Source organism: Xanthomonas sp. BRIP62409 (genome assembly GCF_003992965.1).
Taxonomy (GTDB): domain Bacteria; phylum Pseudomonadota; class Gammaproteobacteria; order Xanthomonadales; family Xanthomonadaceae; genus Xanthomonas; species Xanthomonas euroxanthea.
Window position 1 is genome coordinate 253,017 of the sequence record NZ_QEZJ01000015.1, and the last position, 24,470, is coordinate 277,486.

The window sequence follows — 24,470 nt, forward strand, 5'->3', positions numbered from 1 at the left end:
CGGGTGGACGTATGGGGCCAATGCCGTGCCGCCAGAGAAAGGCGCGTGTACGCTCATTGCAGGCGCACAGGCAGCGAGCGACGGTGCGATGAAGCGGTCGACCGTCCTGCCCTGCTGGAGTGCTTAGCGTCCTAACCAACAGCGTGGAATGGGGGTGCGCGGGCGTGCGGTCGCCTCGACGCACCCGGGTCGGCGCACTACGCCGCGCTCGCCGTCTCCACCGCACGATCCAGTTTGCGGTAGCCGATGGCCTCGGTCAGATGCCGGGTGGCAATGGCTGCACTGTCGTCGAGATCGGCGATGGTGCGAGCCACGCGCAGGATGCGATGCATCGAGCGCGCGGAGAGCTGCAGGTGTTCGATGGCGCGTTCCAGCAGCACCTGATCGTCGTCCTGCAGGTGGCAGTGATGATCGGTCTGTGCCTGATCCAGTTGTGCGTTGGGTGTGCCGGCACGGGCGAGTTGCCGTTCGCGTGCGGCGACCACGCGTGTACGCACGCTGGCGCTGTCTTCGCCGGGAGTGCCGCTGCGCAAGGCATGCGGTGGCAGTCGCGGCACGTCGACATGCAGATCGATCCGGTCCAGCAACGGACCGGAGATGCGGCTGCGATAGCGGCGGATGCTGTCGCTGCTGCAGCGGCACCGCCCGCTGCCGTCGCCGGCCCATCCGCACGGACATGGGTTCATGGCAGCAACCAGCTGGAACCGCGCCGGGAAATCCACGCTGCGCGCTGCGCGCGAAATCGTCACCAGCCCCGATTCCAGGGGCTCGCGCAACACTTCCAGCGTCTGCCGCTGCCACTCCGGGAGCTCGTCCAGAAACAGCACGCCGTGATGGGCCAGCGAGATCTCGCCGGGACGCGGATGGGTGCCACCACCGACCAACGCGACCGCGCTGGCGGTGTGGTGTGGGGCCCGGTAAGGCCGCTGCCGCCAGCGCGCAAGATCCAGCCCGCGGCCGCTGACCGAGGTGATGGCAGCGGTTTCCAGTGCCTCGGCTTCGCTGGCTTCGGGCAACAGGCTGGGCAGGCGCGAGGCGAGCAGGGTCTTGCCGCAGCCGGGGCTGCCGACCAGCAGCAGATGATGGCCGCCGGCGGCGGCGATCTCCAGCGCGCGACGCGCATGCGGCTGGCCGCGCACATCGGCCATGTCGGGCAGGGCACGCGCGCCGAGCGCCGGCACCGCCACCTCGGCGGCCGGTGCCCGTTGGCTGCCGTTGAGCGCGGCGCAGACTTCCAGCAGCGTGCGCGCGGTGAAGGCTTCGACGTGCCCGGCGATGGCCGCTTCGGCGCCGTTGGCCAGCGGCACGATCAGCCGTCTGCCGGCCTGCGCGGCAGCCAGGGCGGCCGGCAGTACGCCATCGACGCCACGTAATTCGCCGGTCAGCGCGAGCTCGCCGAGAAACTCGTAATCGGCCAGGGTTTGGCGATCGATCTGGCCGCTGGCGGCCAGGATGCCGAGGGCGATCGGCAGGTCGAAGCGGCCGCCTTCCTTCGGCAAGTCGGCCGGGGCCAGGTTGATGGTGATGCGCCGGGCGGGAAATTCGAACTGCGCGCACAGCAGCGCCGCACGCACGCGTTCGCGCGATTCGCGTACCGCAGCCTCGGGCAGGCCCACGATCTGGGTGGAGGGAAGCCCGCCGGACAGATGCACTTCCACCCGAACCTCAGGTGCATGCACCCCCACGCGGGCACGGCTGTGCACCAGCGCCAGACTCATGATGGAAGGCCCTGGTCAGGGAGCGGTGGGCGCCGCCGCGGGCGCGCGGGCTTCCAGCGCGGCCACGGCCTGTTCCAGCGCGTCGAGTTTCTCGCGCGTGCGCAGCAGCACCGCGCGCTGCACGTCGAACTCTTCGCGGGTGACCAGGTCCAGCTTGCCCAGGCCGGCCTGCAGTGCGCCCTTGAAGGTGCCTTGCAGTTCTTCGCGCGATTGGCGCAGGCCCGGCGGCACCAGGTCGCTGAGGCGGCGGGCGAGGTCGTCGAGCTGGTTGAAATCGATCATGGGTGTTCTCCGCAGGTCCGTAGGAAGCCTAGTGCAGGCCGGGACACGCGGAACATCGGCAAGGCAGTCGGCAGGCGGTAAGGATAGTCCCATTCGGCTGTCGGCCGCGGTGACGGCGGTACGCCATGGGGTGAGTGTTATGGCCGTCCACGGTATGCTGCGCGCCCCGTCATGCCCTTGGTACTGCACCGATGAAAATGATCATGGCCATCGTCAAACCGTTCAAGCTCGACGATGTGCGCGAAGCGCTCGCCGGCTGCGGGGTGGCGGGCATCACGGTGACCGAGGTCAAGGGGTTCGGGCGCCAGAAGGGACACACCGAGCTGTATCGCGGCGCCGAGTACGTGGTCGATTTCCTGCCCAAGGTGAAGATCGAAGTGGCGGTGACCGACGACCAGGCCGAGCGCGTGGTCGAGGCCATCGTGACCGCGGCCGGGACCGGCAAGATCGGCGACGGCAAGGTGTTCGTCTACGACCTGGGCAGCGTGGTGCGGATCCGCACCGGCGAGCTGGATAGCGACGCGCTGTAAGCGCGCCGGCGGGCAGCGACGTCGGCGACGGTGCGCCTGGAGCCTGGGCAACCGCCCGCTTGCCGGAACACCACACCGCGCCAGTCGGCGACCGACGATCGGCTGAGTGCCGCGACGCAGTGCCATGGCGTGCCCAGTGCATCGCCGGTCACTGCGTCCTCCAGGGTGGCACGCGGCCGTCGACGGCTGAGGTGGGCACGCAATGCTGAGCCGGGGTCGCCCTCGACGCAGTCGCGCGGGCGCTCCTCGAGCTAGGCTGCTATAAGCCGCCAGCCAGCGTTCTCATACCATTTCAATACCGAAGACCGGATCCGGCACCCAGGCCAGCCTCGGCATCTGCTTGAGGCGCTTCACCCTGCTTGCCGCTCCCGAATCCAGCCAGGACACCAAAAAGCCGCGCCCGCTTGTCGCCACGCGAGGACTTGCCTACTCTAGGGCCTAATACCATTTCAATACCGGAGTTCGGGGATGAAGCGACGCGCTGGAACGTCGGGCTTGCGCCCGCTCTCGCTGTGGCTGGCAGCAGGCCTGGCAGCGGCGGCAGTCCCCGCACTGGCGCAGCCGGTCACCCAGCCGGCGATCTTCCCCACGCCGGTCGCGATCACGCTGGACGGCGGCACGGTCACGCTGGGTCGGTCGGTGGTGCTGGTGGTGGCACCGGGCGCAGATCCGGAGGCGGTCGCGTTGGTGCGCCGCATCCTCGGCACGGCCGGCGTCACCAAGATCGCCACCGCGGCGGGTCTGCCGGCCACGCTCGACCGCCCGCATATCGTGCTCGGCACCGGTGAGGCGGCAGTGGTGCGCGATGCCCTGACCCGCAGCAAGGCGGTGCAGGACACCCACACGGAGGGCTATACGCTGGCCAGCGTGGCGCTCGGCACCGGCAGCCTGATCACGCTGGCCGGCCACGATAACGATGGCCTGTTCCATGCGGCGCAGACGCTGCGCCAGCTGGTCGAGCGCCCGGCCATTGCGGCCCTGGCAATCCAGGATCATCCGGCGATGCCGATCCGCGGCACCATCGAAGGCTTCTACGGCGCGCCATGGTCGATGGCCGACCGCAGCAAGCACATCGAATTTCTCGCCCGCAGCAAGGCCAATACCTTCATCTACAGCCCCAAGGACGACCCGTATGCGCGCGACCGCTGGCGCGAGGCGTATCCGGCCGCGACGCTGAAGGCGCTCGGCAAGCTGGCGGCCACCGCCAAGCGCAATCACGTCGACTTCGTCTATGCGATCTCGCCGGGGCCGACGGTGTGCTTCTCCGATCCGGCCGATGCCAAGGCACTGCTGCGCAAGTTCGATGCCTTCCGCGCGCTGGGCGTGCGTAGCTTCTACGTGGCGCTGGACGATATCGAATACACCAAGTGGAACTGCGAGCGCGACAAGACCACCTTCGGCGCGTCCGGCGCGCAGGCGGCCGGCATCGCGCAGTCGTATCTGCTCAATCTGGTGCAGGCCGACCTGGTGGCCCGCCACGATGCGTCTTCGGAACTGATCATGGTGCCGACCGAGTATTACGACGCCAAGGAAAGCCCGTACAAGGAAGCGCTGCGCAAGCACCTGGACCCGAAGATCGTGGTGCAGTGGACCGGCACCGACGTGGTGCCGCCGGCCATTTCCATCCCCGATGCACGCGCGGCCACCAAGGCGTTCGGCCGCAAGACGCTGCTGTGGGACAACTACCCGGTCAACGATTTCGAAACCTCGGCCGGGCGCCTGCTGATGGCGCCGTATGCGCGGCGCGAAGCCGGCCTGTCGGCGGAGTTGTCCGGCATCGTCTCCAACCCGATGAATCAGGAAGTGCCCAGCCGGGTCGCGGTGATGGGGCTGACCGCGTTCGCATGGAACGACACCGGCTACGATGCCCAGCGCACCTGGCACGCGGCCGCGCGCGACCTGGCCGGTGGCGACGCGCAGGTGACCGCCGCGCTGCTGACCTTCTTCGATACCCAGCATCTGGCGCCGACCTTCGGCAGCCAGCCGTGGCAGGAACAGGCGCCGCGCCTGAAGGCCGTGCTCGACCATGTACGCGAGACGATTGCGCTCGGCGATGCGGCAGCGCGCCGCCAGGCCATCGCCGAACTGGCGCGCACGGCGGATGCGTTCGCGGCTGCGCCGCAGATCATCCGTACGGGCGTGGCCGACAAGGGCTTTGCGGAACAGTCGCGTCCCTGGCTGGAGGCGATGGACGGCTGGGGCCGCGCGCTGCAGCAGACCGCGGCCGGGCTGGATGCCGCCAATCGTGGTGACGCGCAGGCGTCCGTTGCGTTTGCCGATGCCAAGCGGATCGCCGCCGAAGCCGCAGCAATCGTCTCGATTCCCGGCGCCACGCGCTTCGGGGGCCCGGTCAAGATTGCCGATGGCGTGCTGGACCGCTTCGTCGCCGACGCGCCGCGCCTGATCGCCTACAAGGCACCCGCCGGGTCGGCGGCGGTGGAGCACTGATGGTGCTGTTGGCGGCTGAGAGCCGCTGACGCAGCGACTGTGCTCACCGGCAGGCGGTGCAGCCGCTGCCAGGTGCGGCGTGGACCACTCCTACACGCCGGTTCCCCGCGCGGTCCGCACCTCTCTGACGGATGCTCGTCAGGCGGCTCCGAACTGTTTACGCGCCGCGCTTGAGGCGGCGATAGAGCCGCTTCCAGCCGCCGCGAAGGGTGCCCACCCAGCGCGGTTCGGCGCTGCGTGCGGCCTCGTCGGCGGTCGGTGCGATCCCGGCCAGGCGCTGGCGCATCTTCTGGAAATTGGCCACGTCGCTGCGCTGCAGCTGGCGTGCCAGCGTGCCGCGCCGCAACCAGCGCGGGAAGCGCCAGGCCGAGGTGAAATCGATCAACACCGGCACCCCGGCACTGACCACCACGTTGGTGCCGTGCAGATCGTTATGGGTGATGCCGAACGCATGCAGGCGACGCAGTGCCTGCTGCAATTGTTGAAAGACTTCCTGGCCGACCACCGCACTGGCACTGAGGGTGTCGCCGGGGATGAACTCCATGCCCAGCGCCAGACCACCCAACGTGCCGAGCAGGGCCGGCGCATGCCGCCAACCGTGCAGGCGGGCCAGCATCTTCGCCTCGTGGCGCACCATCAGCCGCGCGACCGGCGCCAGCAGTGTGCGGCGGTAGCGGCTGTAGTCCTTGACCACCGCCAGCTGTCCATCCAGATGCGTGCGATAGACGTTGGGCTCGAGCAGCCGGGTGCCCTGCTTGAGCAACACCGGCGTGACGATTTGCAGGCTGGAGGTGTCCAGCGGCTGGTAATGCATGGCAAGTCTCCGGACCTTGTCGGCGCGGAGGAATCACGCGTCTGGCAGGTTCACGATGTCGCGAGGGATCGGTCCGGTGAATTTTAGAACTTGGAAGTATGGTAATTACATTTGTTTAACAAATGAAATGTTCCGGGAGTGGAACGGTTTTAAGAATCAACAGCTTGCCGCGTCATCTAAGACTCATCCTGTCGCTGTATCCGGGCGGCGCACTGCATGCAGCCGGCGACTTGGCACGCAGGGCGTGCCGTGGCCATCGGCGTGGCGGGCTTCGACGTCGGTGGCCGCTCTGGGTACAGGCTGCGGTGTGGCTATCGGCCAGCATGTCAGTGTGAGCGCGCCCCACACGAACGACCTGCATGCCGACGACATCACGATCAATCGTGCCGAAGTGCTGAGCTTCGGCGCCGCAGTCCGTTTTCGCGCCGGCGATAAAACCAGCGTGGTGCCCACATCAAGGCGATGGCGACATCCGTCTTGTTGCCCCGTTGGGGCTGCCTGAAGCACTCAGCGATCCGGCACTGTGCATTGCTGGCCGGGTTTCTGATCGGCACCACGAAGGCACGGATGTGGTGTCATACAGGACAACGCTGCGGCGCAGGCGATCACGACGAGGAAGGTATGGAGGTCTTTACGCAATTCCTGGCCGACGAGCAGGACCCGGTGGCCGTGGGCAAGATCCTGCCCAAGGTAAACGAGTTGCTGACGCGGGACGAGCAGGTCGAGTACATCGCGGTGCAGAAGAAAATGGTGGTGAACCTGTCGCCGGCCGCGGTGGTGCTGACCACTCGCAGATTCATCGTGGTGCACCCCACGCTGTTCGGGATGACGTTTCGCGATGTCCCCTGGCGCGAGGTGCTCGACGTGCACATGAGCGAGCAGATGCTGGGAGCGACGATCATGTGCCGCACCACGCAGGGCGGCTACCTGTCCATCGACAGCCTGCCCAAGAAACAGGCCCGGCGGGTCTACGCCTATGCGCAGCAGGTGGAAGAATCGGCCTACGAAAAGCGCCAGCAGCTGGAGTTCGACAAGTTGCGCGCCTCGGCCGGTGGCGTGGTGGTGCATGCACCCGGCGCGCAGGGCGGCATGCCGTCTGCATCGCCGAGCACGGCAGCCGCCGCGGACGATCCGATACAGGTGCTGAGCAAGCTCAGGCAATTGCTGGATGCGGGGCTGGTTACCCAGGAGGAGTTCGACGCCAAGAAAACCGAGGTGCTGGCGCGGTTGTAGGCGCTCGGCACGGTACCTGGCCGCGGCCACGGCCAGGACCCATAAAACGCCTGCGTCGATCGCCAGGCGGGCGCGGCCGTTGCCCGGAACCGGCAGGAACCACGCCTACCGTGGCTCCTGCTGCGCCGCGCGTACCTGCCGGCAGCGCGACGGGCTGACAGTTACGCTTACTCGCCCAGCGCCTTGGCCACGAACGGCGGTGCGACCAGCACGCCGGTGTGCAGGTGCGCGGTGTAGTACAGCGTCTCGAAGCCCTTGGCCTGCGCGGCGTCCTGGCGGAAGGCGAAATCGGCGTTGGCCTGCTTGCTGGCCATGGTCACGCTCCACCAGCCGGTGGGGTAGCACGGCTGCGGGAACGGCAGCGTCTTGAACGACTGGAAGCCGGCCTTGCCCATTTCGGTGCGCATTTCCTTGATCAGCTCCACCAGCGCCAGCGGCGATTCGGACTGCTGCACCAGGATGCCGTCGTCCTTCAGTGCCTTGAAGCAGCTCTCGTAGAAGGCCTTGTTGAACAGGCCTTCGGCCGGGCCGACCGGATCGGTGGAGTCGACGATCACGATGTCCACGCTGCCGGCCGGGCAGTTGGCCATGTAGGCCACGCCGTCGTCGAACAACAGCTCGGCGCGCGCGTCGTGGTTGGAGTCGCACAGCTCGGGGAAATACTTCTCCGACATGCGGGTGACCTGCTCGTCGATATCGCACTGGGTGGCGCTTTCCACGCCCGGGTGCTTGAGCACCTCGCGCAGTGTGCCGCAGTCGCCGCCGCCGATGATCACCACGCGCTTGGGCGCGGCGTGGGTGAACAGCGCCGGGTGGCTGATCATCTCGTGGTAGAAGAAATTGTCGCGGCTGGTCAGCATCACCGCGCCGTCGATCAGCATCAGCTTGCCCCAGTCGGTGGTCTGGTAGATCTCGATCTTCTGGAACGGGGACTGCACCTCGTCCAGCTTGCCGCTGATGCGGAAGCCGATGGCCGAGCCGGTCGGCTGGAAGTGTTCGATGTACCAGTTGTCGTTGGCGCTCATGCAAAGTCCTAAAGATGGGGGCTGTTGCTTCTCCCGCCGGGAGAAGGTGGCGCGAAGCGCCGGATGAGGGGCGGGCGCCGCCGCGTGCAAGCAAGCTGCTGGCGGCCGTCCCGACCCCCTGCCAACCCCGCTCCGACCAGGAGCAGGGCGTGAAGTCGGCGCGGATTGTAACGGACCCTGCGCGTGCCAGGCGTTACACTTCACGCCCTTTTTGCCCCAGCCGAGTCAGCGAAATGAGCGATTGGTCCCTCGACCAAGCCCGCAAGACCTATTCGATCCCGCATTGGGCCGACGGGTATTTCGACGTGAACGATGCCGGACATGTAGTGGTCACGCCGACCAGCGACGGTCCGTCGGTGTCGTTGCCCGAGGTGGTGGACGCCGCGCGCGCGGCCGGCGCCAAGCTGCCGCTGCTGGTGCGTTTCCCCGACATCCTGGGCCAGCGCCTGGGCAAGCTGCAGGCGGCGTTCGCGCAGGCGCAGTCCGAATGGGACTACGCCGGCGGCTACACCGCGGTGTACCCGATCAAGGTCAACCAGCATCGCGGCGTGGCCGGCACCCTGGCCAGCCACCACGGTGACGGCTTCGGCCTGGAAGCGGGCAGCAAGCCGGAGCTGATGGCGGTGCTGGCGCTGTCGCGTCCGGGCGGGCTGATCGTCTGCAACGGCTACAAGGACCGCGAATACATCCGCCTGGCGCTGATCGGCCGCAAGCTCGGCCTGCAGACCTTCATCGTCATCGAAAAGCCCTCCGAGCTGAAGCTGGTGCTGGAAGAGGCGCGCGCGCTGGACGTCAAGCCGGGCCTGGGCGTGCGCATGCGCCTGGCCTCGCTGGGCGCGGGCAAGTGGCAGAACAGCGGCGGCGACAAGGCCAAGTTCGGGCTGTCGCCGCGTCAGGTGCTGGACCTGTGGAAGACGCTGCGCGACACCGAGTACGCCGACAGCCTGAACCTGCTGCATTTCCACATGGGCTCGCAGATCTCCAACGTGCGCGACATCGCCAACGGCATGCGCGAGGCCACGCGCTATTTCGTGGAGTTGTCGCGGCTGGGCGCCAGGATCAGCCACGTGGACGTCGGCGGCGGCCTGGGTATCGACTACGAAGGCACGCGCTCGCGCAGCTATTGCTCGATCAACTACGGCCTGCACTCCTACGCCAGCAACATCGTGCAGCCGTTGGCCAGCGCCTGCGAAGAGCACGGCCTGGCCCCGCCGCGCATCGTCACCGAATGCGGCCGCGCCATGACCGCTCACCACGCGGTGCTGATCGCCAACGTGTCCGAAGTGGAGCAGGCACCGGAAGGCCGCGTGCCCGACGCGCACGATGACGAACCGGCGGCGATCCGCCACCTGCGCGAGATCCATGACGAGCTCGATGTGCGCCCGGCGGTGGAACTGTTTCAGGAGGCGCAGCATTTCCATGCCGAAGGCTTGAGTGCGTATGCACTGGGCCAGATCGACCTGACCCACCGCGCGCGTATCGACGACCTGTTCTATGCGATCGCGCACGGCGTGCGTGCACGCCTGAGCTTCGACGAAAAGAGCCATCGCCCGGTGCTGGACGAACTCAACGAGCGGCTGGTGGACAAGTACTTCGTCAACTTCAGCGTGTTCGAGTCGATCCCGGATGTGTGGGCGATCGATCAGGTGTTTCCGATCGTGCCGATCGAGCGCCTGAACGAAGCGCCGCAGCGGCGCGGCATCATTGCCGACATGACCTGCGATTCCGACGGCATGGTCAAAACCTACGTCGAGAACGAAAGCCTGGACAGCTCGATGCCGCTGCACACGTTGAATGCAGGCGAGAGCTATCGCATCGGCTTTTTCCTGGTTGGCGCCTACCAGGAAATCCTGGGCGACATCCATAACCTGTTCGGCGATACCGATGCGGTGGAAGTGGCCGTGGATGGCGACGGCTATCGCATCGCGCAGCAGCGCCGTGGCGATACCACCGATGTGATGCTGGACTACGTGGGGTATCAGCTGGACACGCTGCGTGCGACCTATGCCGAGCGCATCGCCGCCGCGCAGCTATCGCCCGAGCGCGCGCAGGAACTGAGCGATGCACTGGAAGCAGGGTTGACCGGTTACACCTATCTGTCCGACGAACCGTTGGGCTGATGCACTGCGCGCTGCGGCCGATGCCGTGGCGCGCCGTTTTGTTGTCACTCCGCGCGCAACGCATGGGAGAGGTGGGCCGCAGCACAGCGATGCGGCCGGCATGTGACGTGCCTCAGGTGTTGAACCGGCGCTATCGCCGGACGCCGTGGTTTCTGCGCGCCTTGGCGATGCCGGCGACGTACCGCCCATTGACTGCCTGCGAGACCCCACGCCCTCTGCTCTAGCCAGGAGCTGGCCACGCATCCCACGGCTGTGCATGCGTGGCCGACGCGGCGTGGCAATGACAGTCAGATAACCCTCGCGTGACGCTGCGGTTGCAATCGGCATTCAAAAAAGTGCGGTGCCCTGCGCAGTGGTTGTGCCCGCAGTGCACTGATGTCAATGCCGTTGCATGCAGTGGTCTTGGTGCGCGCGGTTCCGGGCATGTTGCGAAACAGGGCAAAATTCCCGGCAAAGAACGCCTTGGCCACGTTGCCGGGTGATGCATGGCAGTCTGGTCCGCAGCGCGCGGCGTGTGGGAAACGCCATCTGTGGACGTACGCATCTGGAACACTAATTGAAATCACATTTCAGCACATGATTTTTGCAGGCGACGCGGATTTCGTGATTTTTGCACGGTTTATCGCGTTGGCTAATTGTTAGTGTTTGTTTAACTTGTCGGGAAACAAGTGCTTTAAAGAAAGCCGGTGCACGTCGTTGTCTCGACGCTGCACGTCGCTTCGTGGTGCGTTCCCATTGTGCGTTTCCATCGTGTATCGCCGGCCTGCGCCGGCGGTCGTCGGTGTCTCTTACCTCACGTTTTCAAGGCCATGTGCTGATCCGGCGTCCCAGTGACCGCGTTGCGGGCATGGCGCACCGGGCGACTGCGCGCCATACAAGAAGGATGCACGCCATGCACGCTGACGCCTCTCCCGTGTTTCCCCTGACCAAAGCGCAACGCGGCCTGTGGGTCGCCAACAAGTTGCACACCGACAACACCTTGATGTTGTCCGAAGCCCTGGAAATGGTTGGTCCGCTCGATCCGCAGCTGCTGATCCGCGCCAGCATGCAGCTGACGCGCGAATTCGACACGCTGCGGCTCTGCATCGTCGAGCACGATGGCGTGCCGCACCAGGTGGTCCTGCCCGACTACACCGCCGCGATTCCGTACTTCGACGTCAGCGAAGATCCGTCCCCGCGCACTGCGGCCGAGCACTGGGTCGATGAAGAAATCCGCAAGCCGGAAGACCTGCAGAACGGGCCGTTATGGCATTGCGCGGTATTCCGCCTGGGCGAGGATCACCACATGTGGGTGCAATGCGTCAGTCATCTGGTGATGGATGGCTATTGCGCCTCGATCATGATGCAGCGCATGGCGGTGCTGTACAACGCCTACGCAGAAGGCATCGAGCTGGCGCCTGCGCAATACGGCAGCGCGCTGTCGCTGATCGAACTCGAGCAGCAGTATCGCGACTCCGATCGCTTTCAGCGCGACCGCAGCTACTGGATGCAGCAGCTGGCCGATCTGCCGCCGCCGGCAACCCTGGCACGTCCGGGCAGCCAGCTGTCGACCGGGCTGTTGCGTGGCACCGGGCAGTTCTCGCCGCAGCAGGTGGCGCGGCTGCGTGCGCTGGGCAAGGACCATGGCGCCAGCCTGCCGCAGATGCTGATTTCGCTGATCGCCGCGTATTACTACCGCTGCACCGGCACCGAGGATCTGGTGCTGGCCATGCCGGTGACCGGCCGCATCAATGCGCGTTACCGGCAGACCGCAGGCCTGGTGGCCAATGTGATTTCGCTGCGCCTGAAAATGGATCCGCAGCAGCCGGTGCATGCCCTGTTCGCGCAGGTGTCCTCGGTGGTCAGGCATGCGCTGCGCCACCAGCAATACCGCTTCGAGGATGTGCGCCGCGATCTGGGCATGTTCGGGATCGACCAGAAGTTCGCACGCCTGGCGGTGAACATCGAAGCCTTCGACTACGCACTGCGCTTTGGCCAGGCCCATGCGATGCCGCATAACCTCTCCAACGGCCCGGCCGATGATCTGACCATCTTCTGCTACGAGCGCGGCGACGGTGCCGCGTTGCGCTTCGATCTGGATGCCAATCCGGCGTTGTACGACAGCGACGAACTGGCCGACCATTGCCGCCGCCTGACCCATCTGGCCGATGCGGTATTGGCCGACCCGGAGTGCGCGCTGGGCCAGATCGATGTGCTGGGCGATGCGGAACGCCACCGCCTGTTGCACACCTGGAACGCCACCGCCGCGGCGTTGCCGGAACCGGCCACGTTGCTGCACGGCATGCTGCAGCGCGCCGAGCGGATGCCGGCAGCGGTGGTGGTGCAATACGACAACCGCACCCTGGATTACGCCACGCTGTGCGAACTGGCCTCGCGCATCGCCGCGCAATGGGTGGCCGATGGCGTCCGCCCCGGCGATGTGGTCGCCATCGCGTTGCCGCGCAGCGAGCACTTGCTGGTGGCCCTGCTGGCGGTGATGTGGAGCGGGGCGGCGTATCTGCCGCTGGACCCGGAAAGCCCGGCCGCGCGCAACCGGCAGATGCTCAACGATTCCGGCGCCATCGCGCTGGTCTGCGAGCCGGCGTTGTGCGAGCGCTATCTGCTCGGTGGCATGGTCTGGCTGGATCCGCGCCCGGCGGTGTTGCCGGCGGCGATCGCGCCGCTGGCCACGCCGGACGGGACTGCCTACCTGCTGTACACCTCCGGCTCGACCGGCGCGCCCAAGGGCGTGGAAATCAGCCATCGCAATCTGTTCAATTTCCTGCATGCGATGGAGCATGAGCTGGCATTGCGCCCACGCGACCGCGTGCTGGCAGTCACCACCATCACCTTCGATATCGCCGGGCTGGAGCTGTATCTGCCGTTGCTGGTGGGCGCGCGCGTGGTCATCGCACCGGCCGGCATCACCCATGATCCGCGCAGCCTGTCGCGGCTGATCGCGCACGCGCAGATCAGCGTGGTGCAGGCGACCCCATCGCTGTGGCGCATCCTGCTGGCCAACCAGGATCTGGCGCTGGACCGTATCCACGCCCTGGTCGGTGGTGAAGCCCTGGTGCCGGAACTGGCGACCCAGCTGCTGAGCCGGGTCGGGCGCCTGACCCAGTTGTACGGGCCGACCGAAACCACGATCTGGTCGACCATCATGCCGTTGCAGCTGACCGACGCCGCCGCTCCGCCGATCGGCCGGCCGCTGCTCAATACGCGTGTCTATGTGCTCGATGCACAGCGGCAACCGCTGCCGACCGGCGCGATCGGCGAGTTGTACATCGGCGGCGCGGGCGTGGCCAAGGGCTATCGCGGCAAGCGCCAGCTGACCAGCGAGCGGTTCGTGCGTGACCCGTTCGCCAACGACGGCAGCAACATGTACCGCACCGGCGACCGCGTGCGTCAGCGCCGCGACGGCATGCTGGAATTCATCGGCCGCGCCGACGCGCAACTGAAGATCCGCGGCCATCGCGTGGAGCCGGCCGAAATCGAAAACGCCTTGCTGCTGCATTCGCAGGTGGCGCAGGCGGTGGTGGTCGGTCATCGCGATGGCGACCACGATGCGCTGCAGTTGCTGGCGTATGTGGTGGGCAAGCAGGGCGCAACGCCATCGCCCGAGCTATTGCGTGCGCATCTGCAGCAGCGCCTGCCGGCGTCGATGATTCCCACCTTGTGGGTGCCGTTGCAGGCATTGCCGCTGACACCCAATGGCAAGCTGGATCGCCGCGCCTTGCCGTCGCCGGGTGCGCTGCCGCAGCGCGCGCATGTGGCGCCGCGCGACGCGCTCGAACGCCAGCTGGCGGCGATGCTGCAGGACGTGCTGGGGATCGAGGCGGTGGGTGTGGAAGACAACTTCTTCGAGCTCGGCGGCGACTCGCTGCGCGCGGCGGAAATGGCCGCACGCTTCCCGCAGGCGTTCGGTGTCGAACTGCCGTTGGGCAGCCTGTTCCATGCACCGACCATCGCCGGCCTGGCCGAGGTGATCAAGCGCAACGTGCAGACCCCGAACGACCCGCTCGGCGTGCTGTTGCCGCTGCGTGCCGGCACCCCGGGCACGACGCCGCTGTTCTGCATCCATCCGGTGGTCGGCCTGGGCTGGTCGTATCTCACCTTGCTCGGCCAGCTCGATCCGCAGTGGCCGGTATATGCCCTGCAGTCGCCGGGCTTGAGCGACCCGCAGCATCGCCCGGAAAGCATCGAGGCGATTGCACGCGACTATCTGGCGCGGCTGCGCACGGTGCAGCCGCAGGGGCCGTACCGGTTGATTGGCTGGTCGCTGGGCGGCTTGATCGCCCATGCCATCACCGCCGAACTGCATGCGCTGGGCGAAGAAGTCGAACTGCTGGCGATGCTCGACAGCTACCCGCACCTGGAGCAGGCCGCGTCGCTGCCGGAATCGGAAAACGTGCGTGCATCGGTGCATGCGCTGGGCCTGCATCTGGCCCATGGCCAGCCGATGCCGACCACGGTGGCCGAACTGGCCAGCCTGCTGTGCGATCACTACGGGTTGAACGATCTGCCCGCGGTGCGCCAGCTGCTCGAACAACGTCCCACATTGCTGGACGACATGGGCGGCATGACCCAGCACCACCTGCAGCTGGCGCGGCGCCATCGCCCCAAGCCGCTGGACCAGGATGTGGTGTTCGTCGAAGCCAGCGTGCGCATGAGCTCCGGCGGCGACGATACGGTGTGGGTGGATTACCGGCCGCAGGCATGGCGTCCGTACGTGCGCAACCTGCACCTGCATGCGCTCGACAGCGACCACCATTCGATGCTGTCGCCCACGCATTCGGCCACGCTCAGTGCATTGCTGCACGCGGCCACTGCGAAAGCCGTACAACGCGATGGCCGCATCGCCACCGCCAGCGACGGGGTGGCCGAATATGCCTGAGTCTTCCTTCAACGCGGGACGCCGCCCGGTGCTGATCGCCACCCTGGGCACGCATGGCGATGTGCGCCCGATCATTGCGCTGGGGCGTGGCTTGCAGGAGCGCGGTTACCCGGTGCGGGTGCTGACCAGCGCCAACTTTGAATCGCTGATCCGTGCCAACGGGCTGGAGTTCTTCCCGCTCAGCGGCGACCACCAGAAGCTGTTGCAGGGCCATCCGGATGTCGCCGAGATGCGCGGTGGCTGGCGCGGCATCTGGGGCACCTTGCGCGCCCAGCTGCTGGAGTGGGCACGCGACTGGGCCGCGCAGGGCCGCGCGGCCTGTGCCGATGCCGGCCTGATTCTCGGCGTCGGCAGCGCGAGCCTGCTGGCGCACAGCCTGGGCCAGGCCTACGGGCTGCCGGTGGTGCTCACGCAATTGCAGCCGCTGACCGCCTCGCGCCACGTGCCGTTGATGGTGATGCCCACCGTGCGTCTGCCCGGGCTGGTGAGTGTGGCGCTGCATCATGCGGTGCGCTTTGCCGGCTGGCAGCTGATGCGCCCGGCGCTCAACGGCATCGTGCGCCCGGCATTGGGGTTGCCGGCGTATCCGTGGAGCGGTCCCGATCGCAGTGCGCAGCGTGTGGTGTATGGCTACAGCGAGCATCTGTGCCCACGTCCGCCGGACTGGCCGGATCGGGCCCAGGTCAGCGGCTTCTGGCAGTTGCCGCAGCCGCAGTGGCAGCCGCCGGCCGCGCTGGAGGCATTTTTGCAGGCGGGCCCGCCGCCGCTGTACATCGGTTTCGGCAGCATGATCAGCAGTGATGCGGCGCAGCTCACCGCCACCGTCAAGGCGGCGGTGCGTCTGACCGGTCAGCGCGCGCTGCTGGCCAGCGGCTGGGGCGGGCTGGCGGCCGGGGAAGAAGCGTCCGACGATGCCGGGCGCTTCTTCCAGCTGGAACAGGCACCGCACGATTGGCTGTTTCCACGGGTGTCGGTGGCGGTGCATCACGGCGGTGCCGGCACCACCGGTGCGGCGCTGGCTGCGGGGATTCCGTCGGTGGTGCTGCCGTTCGGCTACGACCAGCCGTTCTGGGCGCATTGCCTGGCCCAGCGCGGCGTCGCGCCGCCGGCGCTTGCACGGGCCGGATTGCAGCCGGAGACCCTGGCCGATGCCATCGGCCAGGCCAGCGCGCCGGGCATGCGCGCGGCGGCACGCGCGCTGGGCCAGCGCATCCGCGAGGAGGACGGAATCGGCCGGGCAGTGGACCAACTGGAAGCATGGGGATTGCTGGAACCGGCGGTGACGCTGGCGCAGGGAGCGCGCGTCGAGCAGCAGGCTGTCGCGTGATGGATGACGCCGTGGGGAAGCCACAGCATCGACAGCGGTTTGGCGGCTGCAATGCGGCTGGTGGCTGTACCGAAGGTCTCCGGGTGCGGCACCGTCGGGGTGCTGGGCGTGTTGCTGTCGCCGCTAGCTGGTCGACGGCAGCAGGCCTGCACTGCTGACAGACGGCGAGAACGCGTCTGCGTTGCCGGCACGAGCTGGCGAGCGCGGCCAACGCCGGTGCCGGCATCGCCGCAGCGGCGGGATGCGGCACAATCGGGCTCCCTCGGCCCTGCATCGCCCGCATGCGCTATCCCGCTCTCGATCTGCTGCGTGGCATCGCTATCGTCTGGGTGATGCTGTTCCATTCCTTCGTGGTCGGCGGTCTGGGGCCGGATTGGGCGTGGTTGTCGCGCTACGGCTGGATGGGCGTGGACCTGTTCTTCGTGCTGAGCGGCTTCCTGATCGGCACGCAGGTGCTGAGGCCGCTGGCACGCGGGCAACGCCTGGACTTCAGGGATTTCTATCTGCGCCGCGCGTTCCGCATCCTGCCGGCGTTCTTGGTGGTGCTGGCGATCTACTTGGCGTGGCCGCAGTTCCGCGAGGTGCCCGGGTTGGCGCCGTGGTGGATGTTCGTCAGCTTCACCCTGAACCTGTTGGTCGACTATGGCCGTGATGCCGCGTTCTCGCACGCCTGGTCGCTCTGCGTGGAAGAACATTTCTATCTGGTGTTTCCGTTGCTGGCGACGTTGTTGATGCGGCGGCCCTCGGCCGCGCGGTTCGTCGTGCTCTGCGTGCTGGTGGTGGTGGCAGGCATCGCGTTGCGTGCCGGCATCTGGTGGCACAACACCGCCCTGGACAGCGCCGGCGCCGGCCTGCAGCGCAACTGGTTCATCGAAGACCTCTATTACCCGACCTGGAACCGTCTGGACGGTCTGCTGGCCGGTGTCGTGCTGGCGGTGCTCAAGGTCGTTCGCCCCGCGCTGTGGCAACGGCTGCAGCGACACGGCAATGCATTTTTGCTTGCAGGCGTGGCGATCCTGGCGCTGGCGATGTGGCTGTTTCGCGAGCGCACCGGCCTGGTGGGCAATGCGCTGGGTTGGCCGGTGCTGTCACTGGGACTGGCCTTGCTGGTGCTCGCCGGCACCGCCACCCGCGGTGTGCTTGGCGGCGTGCACGTGCCGGGTGCGGCGTGGCTGGCGGCCATTTCCTACAGCCTGTATCTGACCCACAAGGCCGTGTTCCATCTCACCCAGGGCTGGTTCGGCCCGGCGCTGGAGGGGCGTGGCGTGCTGGCGTTTGCGGTGTATGGCCTGGTGGCAGTGCTGGGCGGTGCGCTGTTGCACTACGTGGTGGAGCGCCCGTTCCTGCAGCTGCGCGACAGGGTGCTGCGGCCAGGCGTGCGGCCGCTGGCTGCTGCTGATCGCGGCTGACCGCGCAGCGCAAAACGCCGCGCAATGCGCGGCGTTGTCGTGCTGCCTCGATGCGGCGCGCGGTGCTCACGCGCCGGCCGACACAGCATCGGATCGCGACCCGGTAGATGCATCGGCGCTGCAGGCCATCGTCACTGCGCGTCGCGCGCCACCTGGAAACCGGCGAACGACTGCGTGACCGGCATGATTTCCAGCCGATTGATGTTCAGGTGCGCCGGCAGGCTGGCGACGTAGAAGATCTGCTCGGCGATGTCCTCGGCAGTCATCGGCGTGGCGCCGCGGTACAGCGTGTCCGAGGCGGCCTGGTTGCCGCCGGTGCGCACCAGGGTGAATTCGGTTTCGGCCATGCCCGGTTCGATCGAGGTCACGCGCACGCCAGTGCCGTGCAGGTCCGCGCGCAGGCCCAGCGAAAACTGCTGCACGAACGCCTTGGTACCGCCGTAGACGTTGCCGCCGGTATAGGGGTAGGTCGCCGCGACCGAGGCGATGTTGATGATGGCGCCACGGCGTGCGATCAACGCCGGCAGCAGGCGGTGGGTGAGGGTGACCAGCGCGGTGACATTGGTGTCGATCATCTGCTGCCACTGCGTCAGGTCGGCCTGCTGCGCGGGCGCGGTGCCCAGCGCCAGCCCGGCGTTGTTGACCAGCACATCGATGTCGGCAAACTCAGCCGGCACTGCATCGATCGCTGCCGACAAGGCCTGCGCATCGCGCATGTCGAACGCGGCGGTATGCACCTGGCCGGCGGGCAGGTCGGCCGCCAGGGCATCCAGGCGCTCGGCGCGGCGGCCGGTGGCGATGATCTTCCAGCCGTCGGCGGCAAACCGGCGCACGGCGGCGCTGCCGAATCCGGAGGTGGCACCGGTGATCAGGACAGTCTTGGACATGGGGGATAACTCCTGCGAACGAGGGGGATCAGGCAAGGGATCAGGGGGCAGTGGCAGGGCCGGGCGCGCTGGCCTGGGCGCGCCGCGCGCGCAGGCTGGCCTCACTGAGCGGTTCGCGCGCCAGGACACGGCCGTGTTGCACCTGCAGCAGCAGGTACGGCGCCTCTACGGCGGTGGGTGCGGTGTCGGCGGCGCTCGCAGCGGTTGGCAAAGCAATCACCAGCTCGCCATCGATCCAGTCCGCGGCGACCGGGGCGGTTCGTCCGGGAAACAGCACATCCAGGGGCAATGCCGGCGGAGCGGTGGCACAGGCGCCGATGACGACGCGATCCAGCAGCAGCTGCGCGTTTTCCACGCGCCAATCGGCCCGGTAACCGCGCCAGTTCGCACTGCAACTGCCCAGCGCCTGCCGCGCATGCGGCACGAAACGTTGCCAGGTGGCCTGGTCGTCCAGCACCGGCGACAGGGGTTCGGCTAGCAGCGCCGCGTCCTGCCCGTCGATCCGGATACGGTCTGGAATCTGCTCGGTGGCGTGCGCCGCGCCGATCAGTCCCCACCACAACCACAGGCCGGCGGCGCGCTGCAGCACTGCGGCTACTGCGCCTTGATCGCAATGGCGGGCAAGCCGCTGCCGGTCAGCTTCTGCTTGGCTTCGGCCAGTTCGCCGGCGCTGCCATATGGCCCCATGCGCACGCGGTAGACGGTTTTGCCGCTGATATCGGCCGATTCCACGCGTGCGGCCAGGCCCATCATCGCCAGCTTGGCCTTGGTCGATTCGGCGTCGCCGGAGGCGCCGAACGAGCCGGCCTGCAGGATGTAGCGGGTGTTGTCTGCCACTGCAGCGGGGGTTGCCGCGGTGGCAGCTGTCGCTGCCGGCTTCGGCGCAGCCGTCGCTGCCGGCGTGGCGAGCGCGGCTGTGCTGTCCGGCGCCGGCGTGGCGGCCGGACGTGCCGGGGCGGTCTCCGCCAACGGCTTCGGCGCGCTGGCCGCCGTTTCGTTCAACGGCACCGGCACGCTGGTGGCCGGCGTGGCGGCGGCCACGCTCGCACCCGGTGCAGGTGCAACCGGCTTGCCTTCCAGCGCCGCACGCGCACGTGCGGCTTCCTCGGCGCGCGCACTGGCCGCCAGTTCGGCATCGGACATCTGCACTTCCTTGCCGGGCAGCAAGGTGTAGAAGTCGTACTGGGTTTGCGCATCGCCCGGCTTGGCTTGCGGTTTGGGCGGTTGCGCGGGCTTGGGGAGCTCGGCCGGCGTATCCACGTCGGCATCGGCCACCGGCTCGGGCTGGGCGTCGGGGTTCGCCCGCGGGCCCACGCGCAGGAAGCCGTCGCCGTCCTTCTTGAACAGGTTGGGCGCGGCCAGAAAGATCACTGCCGCAATCGCAGCGCCTGCCACCAACCACACCCAACCGGGGGTGCCATTGCTGGTGTTGCGTCGCGCCTGACTCTTACCGCGTCGTGCTGCCATCTACCACTTCTCCGAATCACGTCGTTACGGGCCATGCGGCCCGACTTACATCTTTTCTGGGGCGCTGACGCCAAGCAGTTCCAGGCCGTTGGCGAGCACCTGTTGCGTGGCGACGGCGAGGGTGAGTTTGGCGTCGCGCTCTGCGGCATCGTCCACCAGCAGTTTGGTGTTGTGATACCACGTGTGGAAGGCGTGCGCCAATTCACGCAGGTATTGCGCGATCTGGTACGGCTCCAGCGCCTGGCCGGCGATTTCCACCACCTCCGCATAGCGCGACAGCTCGACCATGACGTTGAGCGAGTGCTCGTCGTCCAGGCGCGCCAGCTCGGCCAGTCCATGCGCCTGCTCGTACTTGTAGCCTTTTTCCTGCGCCTGCCGCAGCACGCTGCACACGCGCGCATGCGCGTACTGCACGTAGAACACCGGGTTGTCGTTGCTCTGCTGGCGGGCCAGGTCGATGTCGAAGGTGAGCTGCGAGTCGGGCTTGCGCGCGATCAGGAACCAGCGCACCGCATCGGCGCTGGTTTCCTCGATCAGGTCGCGCAGGGTGACGTAGCTGCCGGCACGCTTGGACAGTTTCACTTCCTCGCCGCCGCGCATCACCGTGACCATCTGGTGCAGCACGTACTCCGGCCAGCCCTGCGGGATGCCCAGTTCCAGCGCCTGCAGGCCGGCGCGCACGCGCGTCAGCGAGCCGTGGTGGTCCGCGCCCAGTTCGGTGATCGCGCGCTCGTAGCCGCGCTGCCACTTGGTCAGGTGGTAGGCCACGTCCGGCACGAAGTAGGTGTAGGTGCCGTCGGACTTGCGCATCACCCGGTCCTTGTCGTCGCCGAAGTCGGTGGACTTCAACCACAACGCGCCGCCTTCCTCGTAGGTATGGCCGGAGGCGATCAGCTTCTGCACGGCCTCTTCGACCTTGCCGTCCTTGTACAGCGAGCTTTCAAGGAAATAGATATCGAAATCGACGCGGAACGCGGCCAGGTCGTGGTTCTGCTCGTTGCGCAGGTAGGCCACGGCGAAACGGCGGATCGCGTCGAAGTCGGCCGGGTCCTTGCCGCCGGTGACCAGATGGCCTTCCAGGTCGACGGTGTCGCCGGCCAAGTAGGCATTGGCCACATCGGCGATGTAGTCGCCGCGGTAGCCATTCTCCGGCCAGCCGTCGCTGTCGGGGGTGAGCCCCTGCGCGCGCGCCTGCACCGACAAGGCCAGGTTCTCGATCTGCACGCCGGCATCGTTGTAGTAGAACTCGCGCTTGACGTTCCAGCCGTTGGCATCGAGCACGCGCGCCAGGCTGTCGCCGATCGCCGCCGCGCGGCCATGGCCGACATGCAGCGGGCCGGTCGGGTTGGCCGAGACGTATTCCACGCCCACCGAGCGGCCGTTGCCGGCCAGCCCACGCCCGTAGTCGTTGCCCTGCTTGAGCACGTGCGCCACTTCGCGCTGGTAGGCGGTGGGGGCGAGATGGAAATTGATGAAGCCCGGCCCGGCGATCTCGACCTTGGCCACGTCGTCGCTGGCCGGCAATGCGGCGACCAGCGCCTGGGCCAGTGCGCGCGGATTGCTGCGCGCCGGCTTGGCCAGCAGCATCGCAGCATTGGTGGCGAAGTCGCCGTGCTCGCGCGTCTTGGGTCGCTCGACCACAAAATCCGGCGGCAGGGTGTCGGCAGGCAGGGTGCCGTTGGCGCGCAAGGCTTCGATGCCTTGGCCGATCAGTGCGCGGAGTTGGGCTTTCACGTGGGATCTGCTTGGAACGAAACCAGCGATTTTACCCGACCGCGCGCCCCGGGGTCGGGCCGATGGTTCAGGTCAGCGTCGCGCTGTCATCCCAGCCAGCCGCGCTCGGCCAGCGATACGGGCCGGCCGTCGCCGATCACGAAGTGGTCCAGCAGACGGATATCCACCAGCTCCAATGCGCCCAGCAGACGCCGGGTGACCGCGCGGTCGGCCTCGGACGGTTCCGGATTGCCGGACGGGTGGTTGTGCCCGACGATCACTGCCGCGGCGTTGTGCAGTAGCGCCCGCCGCACCACCTCGCGCGGGTGGATGTCGGCCCCGTCGATGGTGCCGGTGAACACTTCCTCGAAGGCGATGGCGTGATGGCGGGTGTCCAGGTACAGCACCGCGAACACCTCATAGGGGCGCGGACGCAGCCGTTGCGAAAAGTAACGGCCGGCGCTGGGCGGGTCGCTGAGCGCATCGCCGCGTTCCAGCGCGCTCAGCAGGTGGCGGTGTGCCAGTTCCAGCCCCGCGCTGAGTTTGCAGGCCGAAGCCGGACCCAGGCCGGGCAGCCGCGCCAGCGCGGGCGCCGTGTGGTCCAGCAGCACGCGCAGCGGGCCGTGACGCAGCAGCAGGTTGCGCCCGGTCTGGACGGCGTCCTGGCCGCGCAGGCCGGAGCCGACAAAGATCGCCAGCAGCTCGGCATCGGACAGGGCAGTCGCCCCGCGCGCCAGAAGTTTCTCGCGCGGGCGTTCGTGGGTGGGCCAGTCGTGAATGTGCATATGGCGAGATTGCCGGTGCTCATCGCTCACGCCTATCAGGCCGGACGGGGGCATCGGCTAATCTAGTTGTCCTTGTAACCGTAGGACGACTCCGACGTGATCGGCTCCACTCAGGCCCGCCCCCTGGACGGACAGCGCTTGCTGCTGTGCGTCGGCGGAGGCATTGCCGCTTACAAATCGCTCGAACTGGTCCGTCGCCTGCGCGACGCCGGCGCACTTGTACAGGTCGCCATGACCAGCGGCGCGCAACAATTCGTCACCCCGCTCAGCTTCCAGGCGCTGTCCGGGCAGCCCACCCGCACCACGTTGTGGGACAGCGCTGCCGAGCAGGCGATGGGACATATCGAACTGGCGCGCTGGGCCGATCAGGTGATCGTCGCCCCGGCCACCGCCGACCTGCTGGCGCGGCTGGCGCATGGCCTGGCCGACGATCTGGTCAGCACGCTGTGCCTGGCCACCACCGCGCCGCTGACCGTGGCCCCGGCGATGAACCACCGCATGTGGCTGCACGCGGCCACGCAGGCGAATGTGGCGACCCTGTCCGCACGCGGCGTGCGCGTGGTCGGTCCCGATGACGGCCCGCTGGCCGAAGGCGAATCCGGCCCCGGCCGGCTGGCCGAGCCGGCGGCGATCATTGCCGCCCTGGCCGGCGGTGCCGGCGCCGGCAGCGCCGCGCCGGTGGCCTCCAGCAGTGCGGCTGCGCCGGCATTCGTGCCCGGCAGCGCGCAGCTGGAGGGCCTGCGCATCGTGATCAGCGCCGGCCCCACCTTCGAGGACCTGGATCCGGTGCGTTACGTGGGCAACCGCAGCAGCGGCAAGATGGGCTATGCCCTGGCCGCCGCCGCCGCCGGCCAGGGGGCCGAGGTGGTGCTGGTCAGCGGCCCGGTGCACCAGGCCACCCCGGCCGGCGTGCGGCGGATCGACGTGCGCTCGGCTGCGCAGATGCGCGATGCGGTGCTGGGCGCGTTCCCGGCCGACATCTACATCGGCGCCGCTGCGGTGGCCGACTACACCCCCAAGCGGGTGGTCGCGCAGAAGATCAAGAAGACCGGCGAGACGCTGACCCTGGAACTGGTGCGCACCCCGGACATCCTGGCCGAGGTCGCCGCGCAGACGGGCGCGCTGAAGCTGGTGGTGGGTTTTGCCGCCGAGACGCACGACGTGGAGCATTACGCGCGTGGCAAGCTGGCCGCCAAGCGGCTGGACCTGATCATCGCCAACCAGGTGGGGATCGAGGGCGGCGGCTTCGAAAGCGACAACAACGCCGCCACCGCCTACTGGCAGGGCGGCGAGCGCGCCTTCCCCAGCAGCAGCAAGACCGAACTGGCCGACCAGCTGTTGGCCCTGATCGCGGAGAGATTGCAGGCATGAGCACCCCGACCCAGTCCTTGCAGGTGAAGCTGCTCGACCCGCGCTTTGGCGACCTGTGGCCGCTGCCGGCCTATGCCACCGACGCCAGCGCAGGCATGGACCTGCGCGCCGCGCTGGAAGCGCCGATGACGCTGGAGCCCGGCGATGCGGCGCTGATTCCCAGCGGCATCGCGATCCATCTGGCCGACCCGCAGCTGTGTGCGGTGATCCTGCCGCGCTCGGGCCTGGGCCATCGCCACGGCATCGTACTCGGCAACGGCACCGGGCTGATCGATGCCGATTACCAGGGGCCGTTGCTGATCAGCACCTGGAATCGCGGTCGCGCCGCCTTCACCATCGAGCCGGGTGACCGCATCGCACAGCTGGTGATCCTGCCGATCGTGCGCGTGGGCTTGCAAGTGGTGGATACTTTCGTCGACAGCGCGCGGGGAGCGGGTGGATTCGGCCACACCGGCGTGCGCTGAC

At 67.8% G+C, this 24,470-nt stretch carries 19 protein-coding genes; 10 read left to right on the plus strand and 9 right to left on the minus strand.

The features are described 5' to 3' along the window. Positions 1–197: 197 nt before the first annotated feature. Entirely contained in the window at positions 198–1,718 is a 1,521-nt protein-coding gene (locus tag EO170_RS05675; protein ID WP_126943149.1) for a YifB family Mg chelatase-like AAA ATPase, read from the minus strand. Between the two features lie 15 nt (positions 1,719–1,733). Further along, entirely contained in the window at positions 1,734–2,000 is a 267-nt protein-coding gene (locus EO170_RS05680) for an accessory factor UbiK family protein (RefSeq protein WP_126943152.1), read from the minus strand. Positions 2,001–2,191: 191 nt separating this feature from the next. On the opposite strand from EO170_RS05680, the gene EO170_RS05685 reads away from it, so the two are divergent. Beyond that, positions 2,192–2,530, plus strand: coding sequence for a P-II family nitrogen regulator (locus EO170_RS05685; RefSeq protein WP_016904463.1), 339 nt, complete (start codon positions 2,192–2,194; stop codon positions 2,528–2,530). A 468-nt stretch (positions 2,531–2,998) separates the two neighbouring features. After that, a complete protein-coding gene (locus EO170_RS05690; RefSeq protein WP_126943155.1) occupies positions 2,999–4,978 on the plus strand; it encodes a beta-N-acetylglucosaminidase domain-containing protein in 1,980 nt (659 codons plus the stop codon). Positions 4,979–5,135: 157 nt separating this feature from the next. On the opposite strand, the gene EO170_RS05695 is transcribed toward EO170_RS05690, so the two are convergent. Continuing rightward, on the minus strand, positions 5,136–5,792 hold the full coding sequence (locus EO170_RS05695) for an RIO1 family regulatory kinase/ATPase (protein ID WP_164739214.1): 657 nt from the start codon (positions 5,790–5,792) through the stop codon (positions 5,136–5,138). Positions 5,793–6,413: 621 nt separating this feature from the next. On the opposite strand from EO170_RS05695, the gene EO170_RS05705 reads away from it, so the two are divergent. Beyond that, positions 6,414–7,025, plus strand: a complete 612-nt coding sequence (locus tag EO170_RS05705; RefSeq protein WP_104584958.1) for a PH domain-containing protein — start codon at positions 6,414–6,416, stop codon at positions 7,023–7,025. Between the two features lie 167 nt (positions 7,026–7,192). Here EO170_RS05705 and speE read toward each other — a convergent pair whose 3' ends face one another. Further along, the gene (gene speE, locus EO170_RS05710; protein WP_126943161.1) at positions 7,193–8,050 is read right to left on the minus strand and encodes a polyamine aminopropyltransferase; all 858 of its coding nucleotides are present in this window, start codon (positions 8,048–8,050) and stop codon (positions 7,193–7,195) included. Between the two features lie 233 nt (positions 8,051–8,283). On the opposite strand from speE, the gene speA reads away from it, so the two are divergent. The 5 genes from speA (at position 8,284) to EO170_RS05735 (ending at position 17,782) form a co-directional block, all read left to right on the plus strand. Beyond that, a complete protein-coding gene (speA, locus tag EO170_RS05715) occupies positions 8,284–10,170 on the plus strand; it encodes an arginine decarboxylase (RefSeq protein WP_104649974.1) in 1,887 nt (628 codons plus the stop codon). Between the two features lie 375 nt (positions 10,171–10,545). Beyond that, complete coding sequence (locus EO170_RS05720; RefSeq protein WP_126943164.1) at positions 10,546–10,812, plus strand: hypothetical protein; 267 nt, start codon at positions 10,546–10,548, stop codon at positions 10,810–10,812. Positions 10,813–11,062: 250 nt separating this feature from the next. Beyond that, positions 11,063–15,046, plus strand: a complete 3,984-nt coding sequence (locus EO170_RS05725; protein ID WP_126943167.1) for a non-ribosomal peptide synthetase — start codon at positions 11,063–11,065, stop codon at positions 15,044–15,046. Further along, positions 15,039–16,373 carry a glycosyltransferase gene (locus EO170_RS05730; RefSeq protein ID WP_126943170.1) on the plus strand — a complete coding sequence of 445 codons (1,335 nt, stop codon included), beginning with the start codon at positions 15,039–15,041 and terminating at the stop codon, positions 16,371–16,373. The genes EO170_RS05725 and EO170_RS05730 overlap by 8 nt, the downstream gene beginning before the upstream one ends. Before the next feature lie 281 nt (positions 16,374–16,654). Further along, positions 16,655–17,782, plus strand: a complete 1,128-nt coding sequence (locus EO170_RS05735; RefSeq protein WP_126943173.1) for an acyltransferase — start codon at positions 16,655–16,657, stop codon at positions 17,780–17,782. A gap of 131 nt (positions 17,783–17,913) precedes the next feature. Here EO170_RS05735 and EO170_RS05740 read toward each other — a convergent pair whose 3' ends face one another. From EO170_RS05740 to radC, 5 genes are all read right to left on the minus strand, one after another. After that, entirely contained in the window at positions 17,914–18,669 is a 756-nt protein-coding gene (locus EO170_RS05740) for an SDR family NAD(P)-dependent oxidoreductase (protein ID WP_104584909.1), read from the minus strand. A gap of 40 nt (positions 18,670–18,709) precedes the next feature. Continuing rightward, positions 18,710–19,258, minus strand: a complete 549-nt coding sequence (locus tag EO170_RS05745) for a hypothetical protein (RefSeq protein ID WP_126943176.1) — start codon at positions 19,256–19,258, stop codon at positions 18,710–18,712. Positions 19,259–19,263: 5 nt separating this feature from the next. Continuing rightward, positions 19,264–20,136, minus strand: coding sequence for an SPOR domain-containing protein (locus EO170_RS05750; RefSeq protein ID WP_126943179.1), 873 nt, complete (start codon positions 20,134–20,136; stop codon positions 19,264–19,266). 45 nt (positions 20,137–20,181) lie between these two features. Next, on the minus strand, positions 20,182–21,870 hold the full coding sequence (gene argS, locus EO170_RS05755; RefSeq protein WP_126943182.1) for an arginine--tRNA ligase: 1,689 nt from the start codon (positions 21,868–21,870) through the stop codon (positions 20,182–20,184). Between the two features lie 86 nt (positions 21,871–21,956). Beyond that, positions 21,957–22,634, minus strand: a complete 678-nt coding sequence (radC, locus tag EO170_RS05760) for a DNA repair protein RadC (RefSeq protein ID WP_104584918.1) — start codon at positions 22,632–22,634, stop codon at positions 21,957–21,959. 96 nt (positions 22,635–22,730) lie between these two features. Here radC and coaBC point away from each other — a divergent pair, with 96 nt between their 5' ends. Further along, entirely contained in the window at positions 22,731–24,005 is a 1,275-nt protein-coding gene (coaBC, locus tag EO170_RS05765; RefSeq protein WP_126943185.1) for a bifunctional phosphopantothenoylcysteine decarboxylase/phosphopantothenate--cysteine ligase CoaBC, read from the plus strand. Continuing rightward, positions 24,002–24,469: a dUTP diphosphatase gene (gene dut, locus EO170_RS05770; protein ID WP_104535010.1), complete on the plus strand. Its 468-nt coding sequence runs from the start codon at positions 24,002–24,004 to the stop codon at positions 24,467–24,469. The genes coaBC and dut overlap by 4 nt, the downstream gene beginning before the upstream one ends. Position 24,470: the final 1 nt, after the last annotated feature.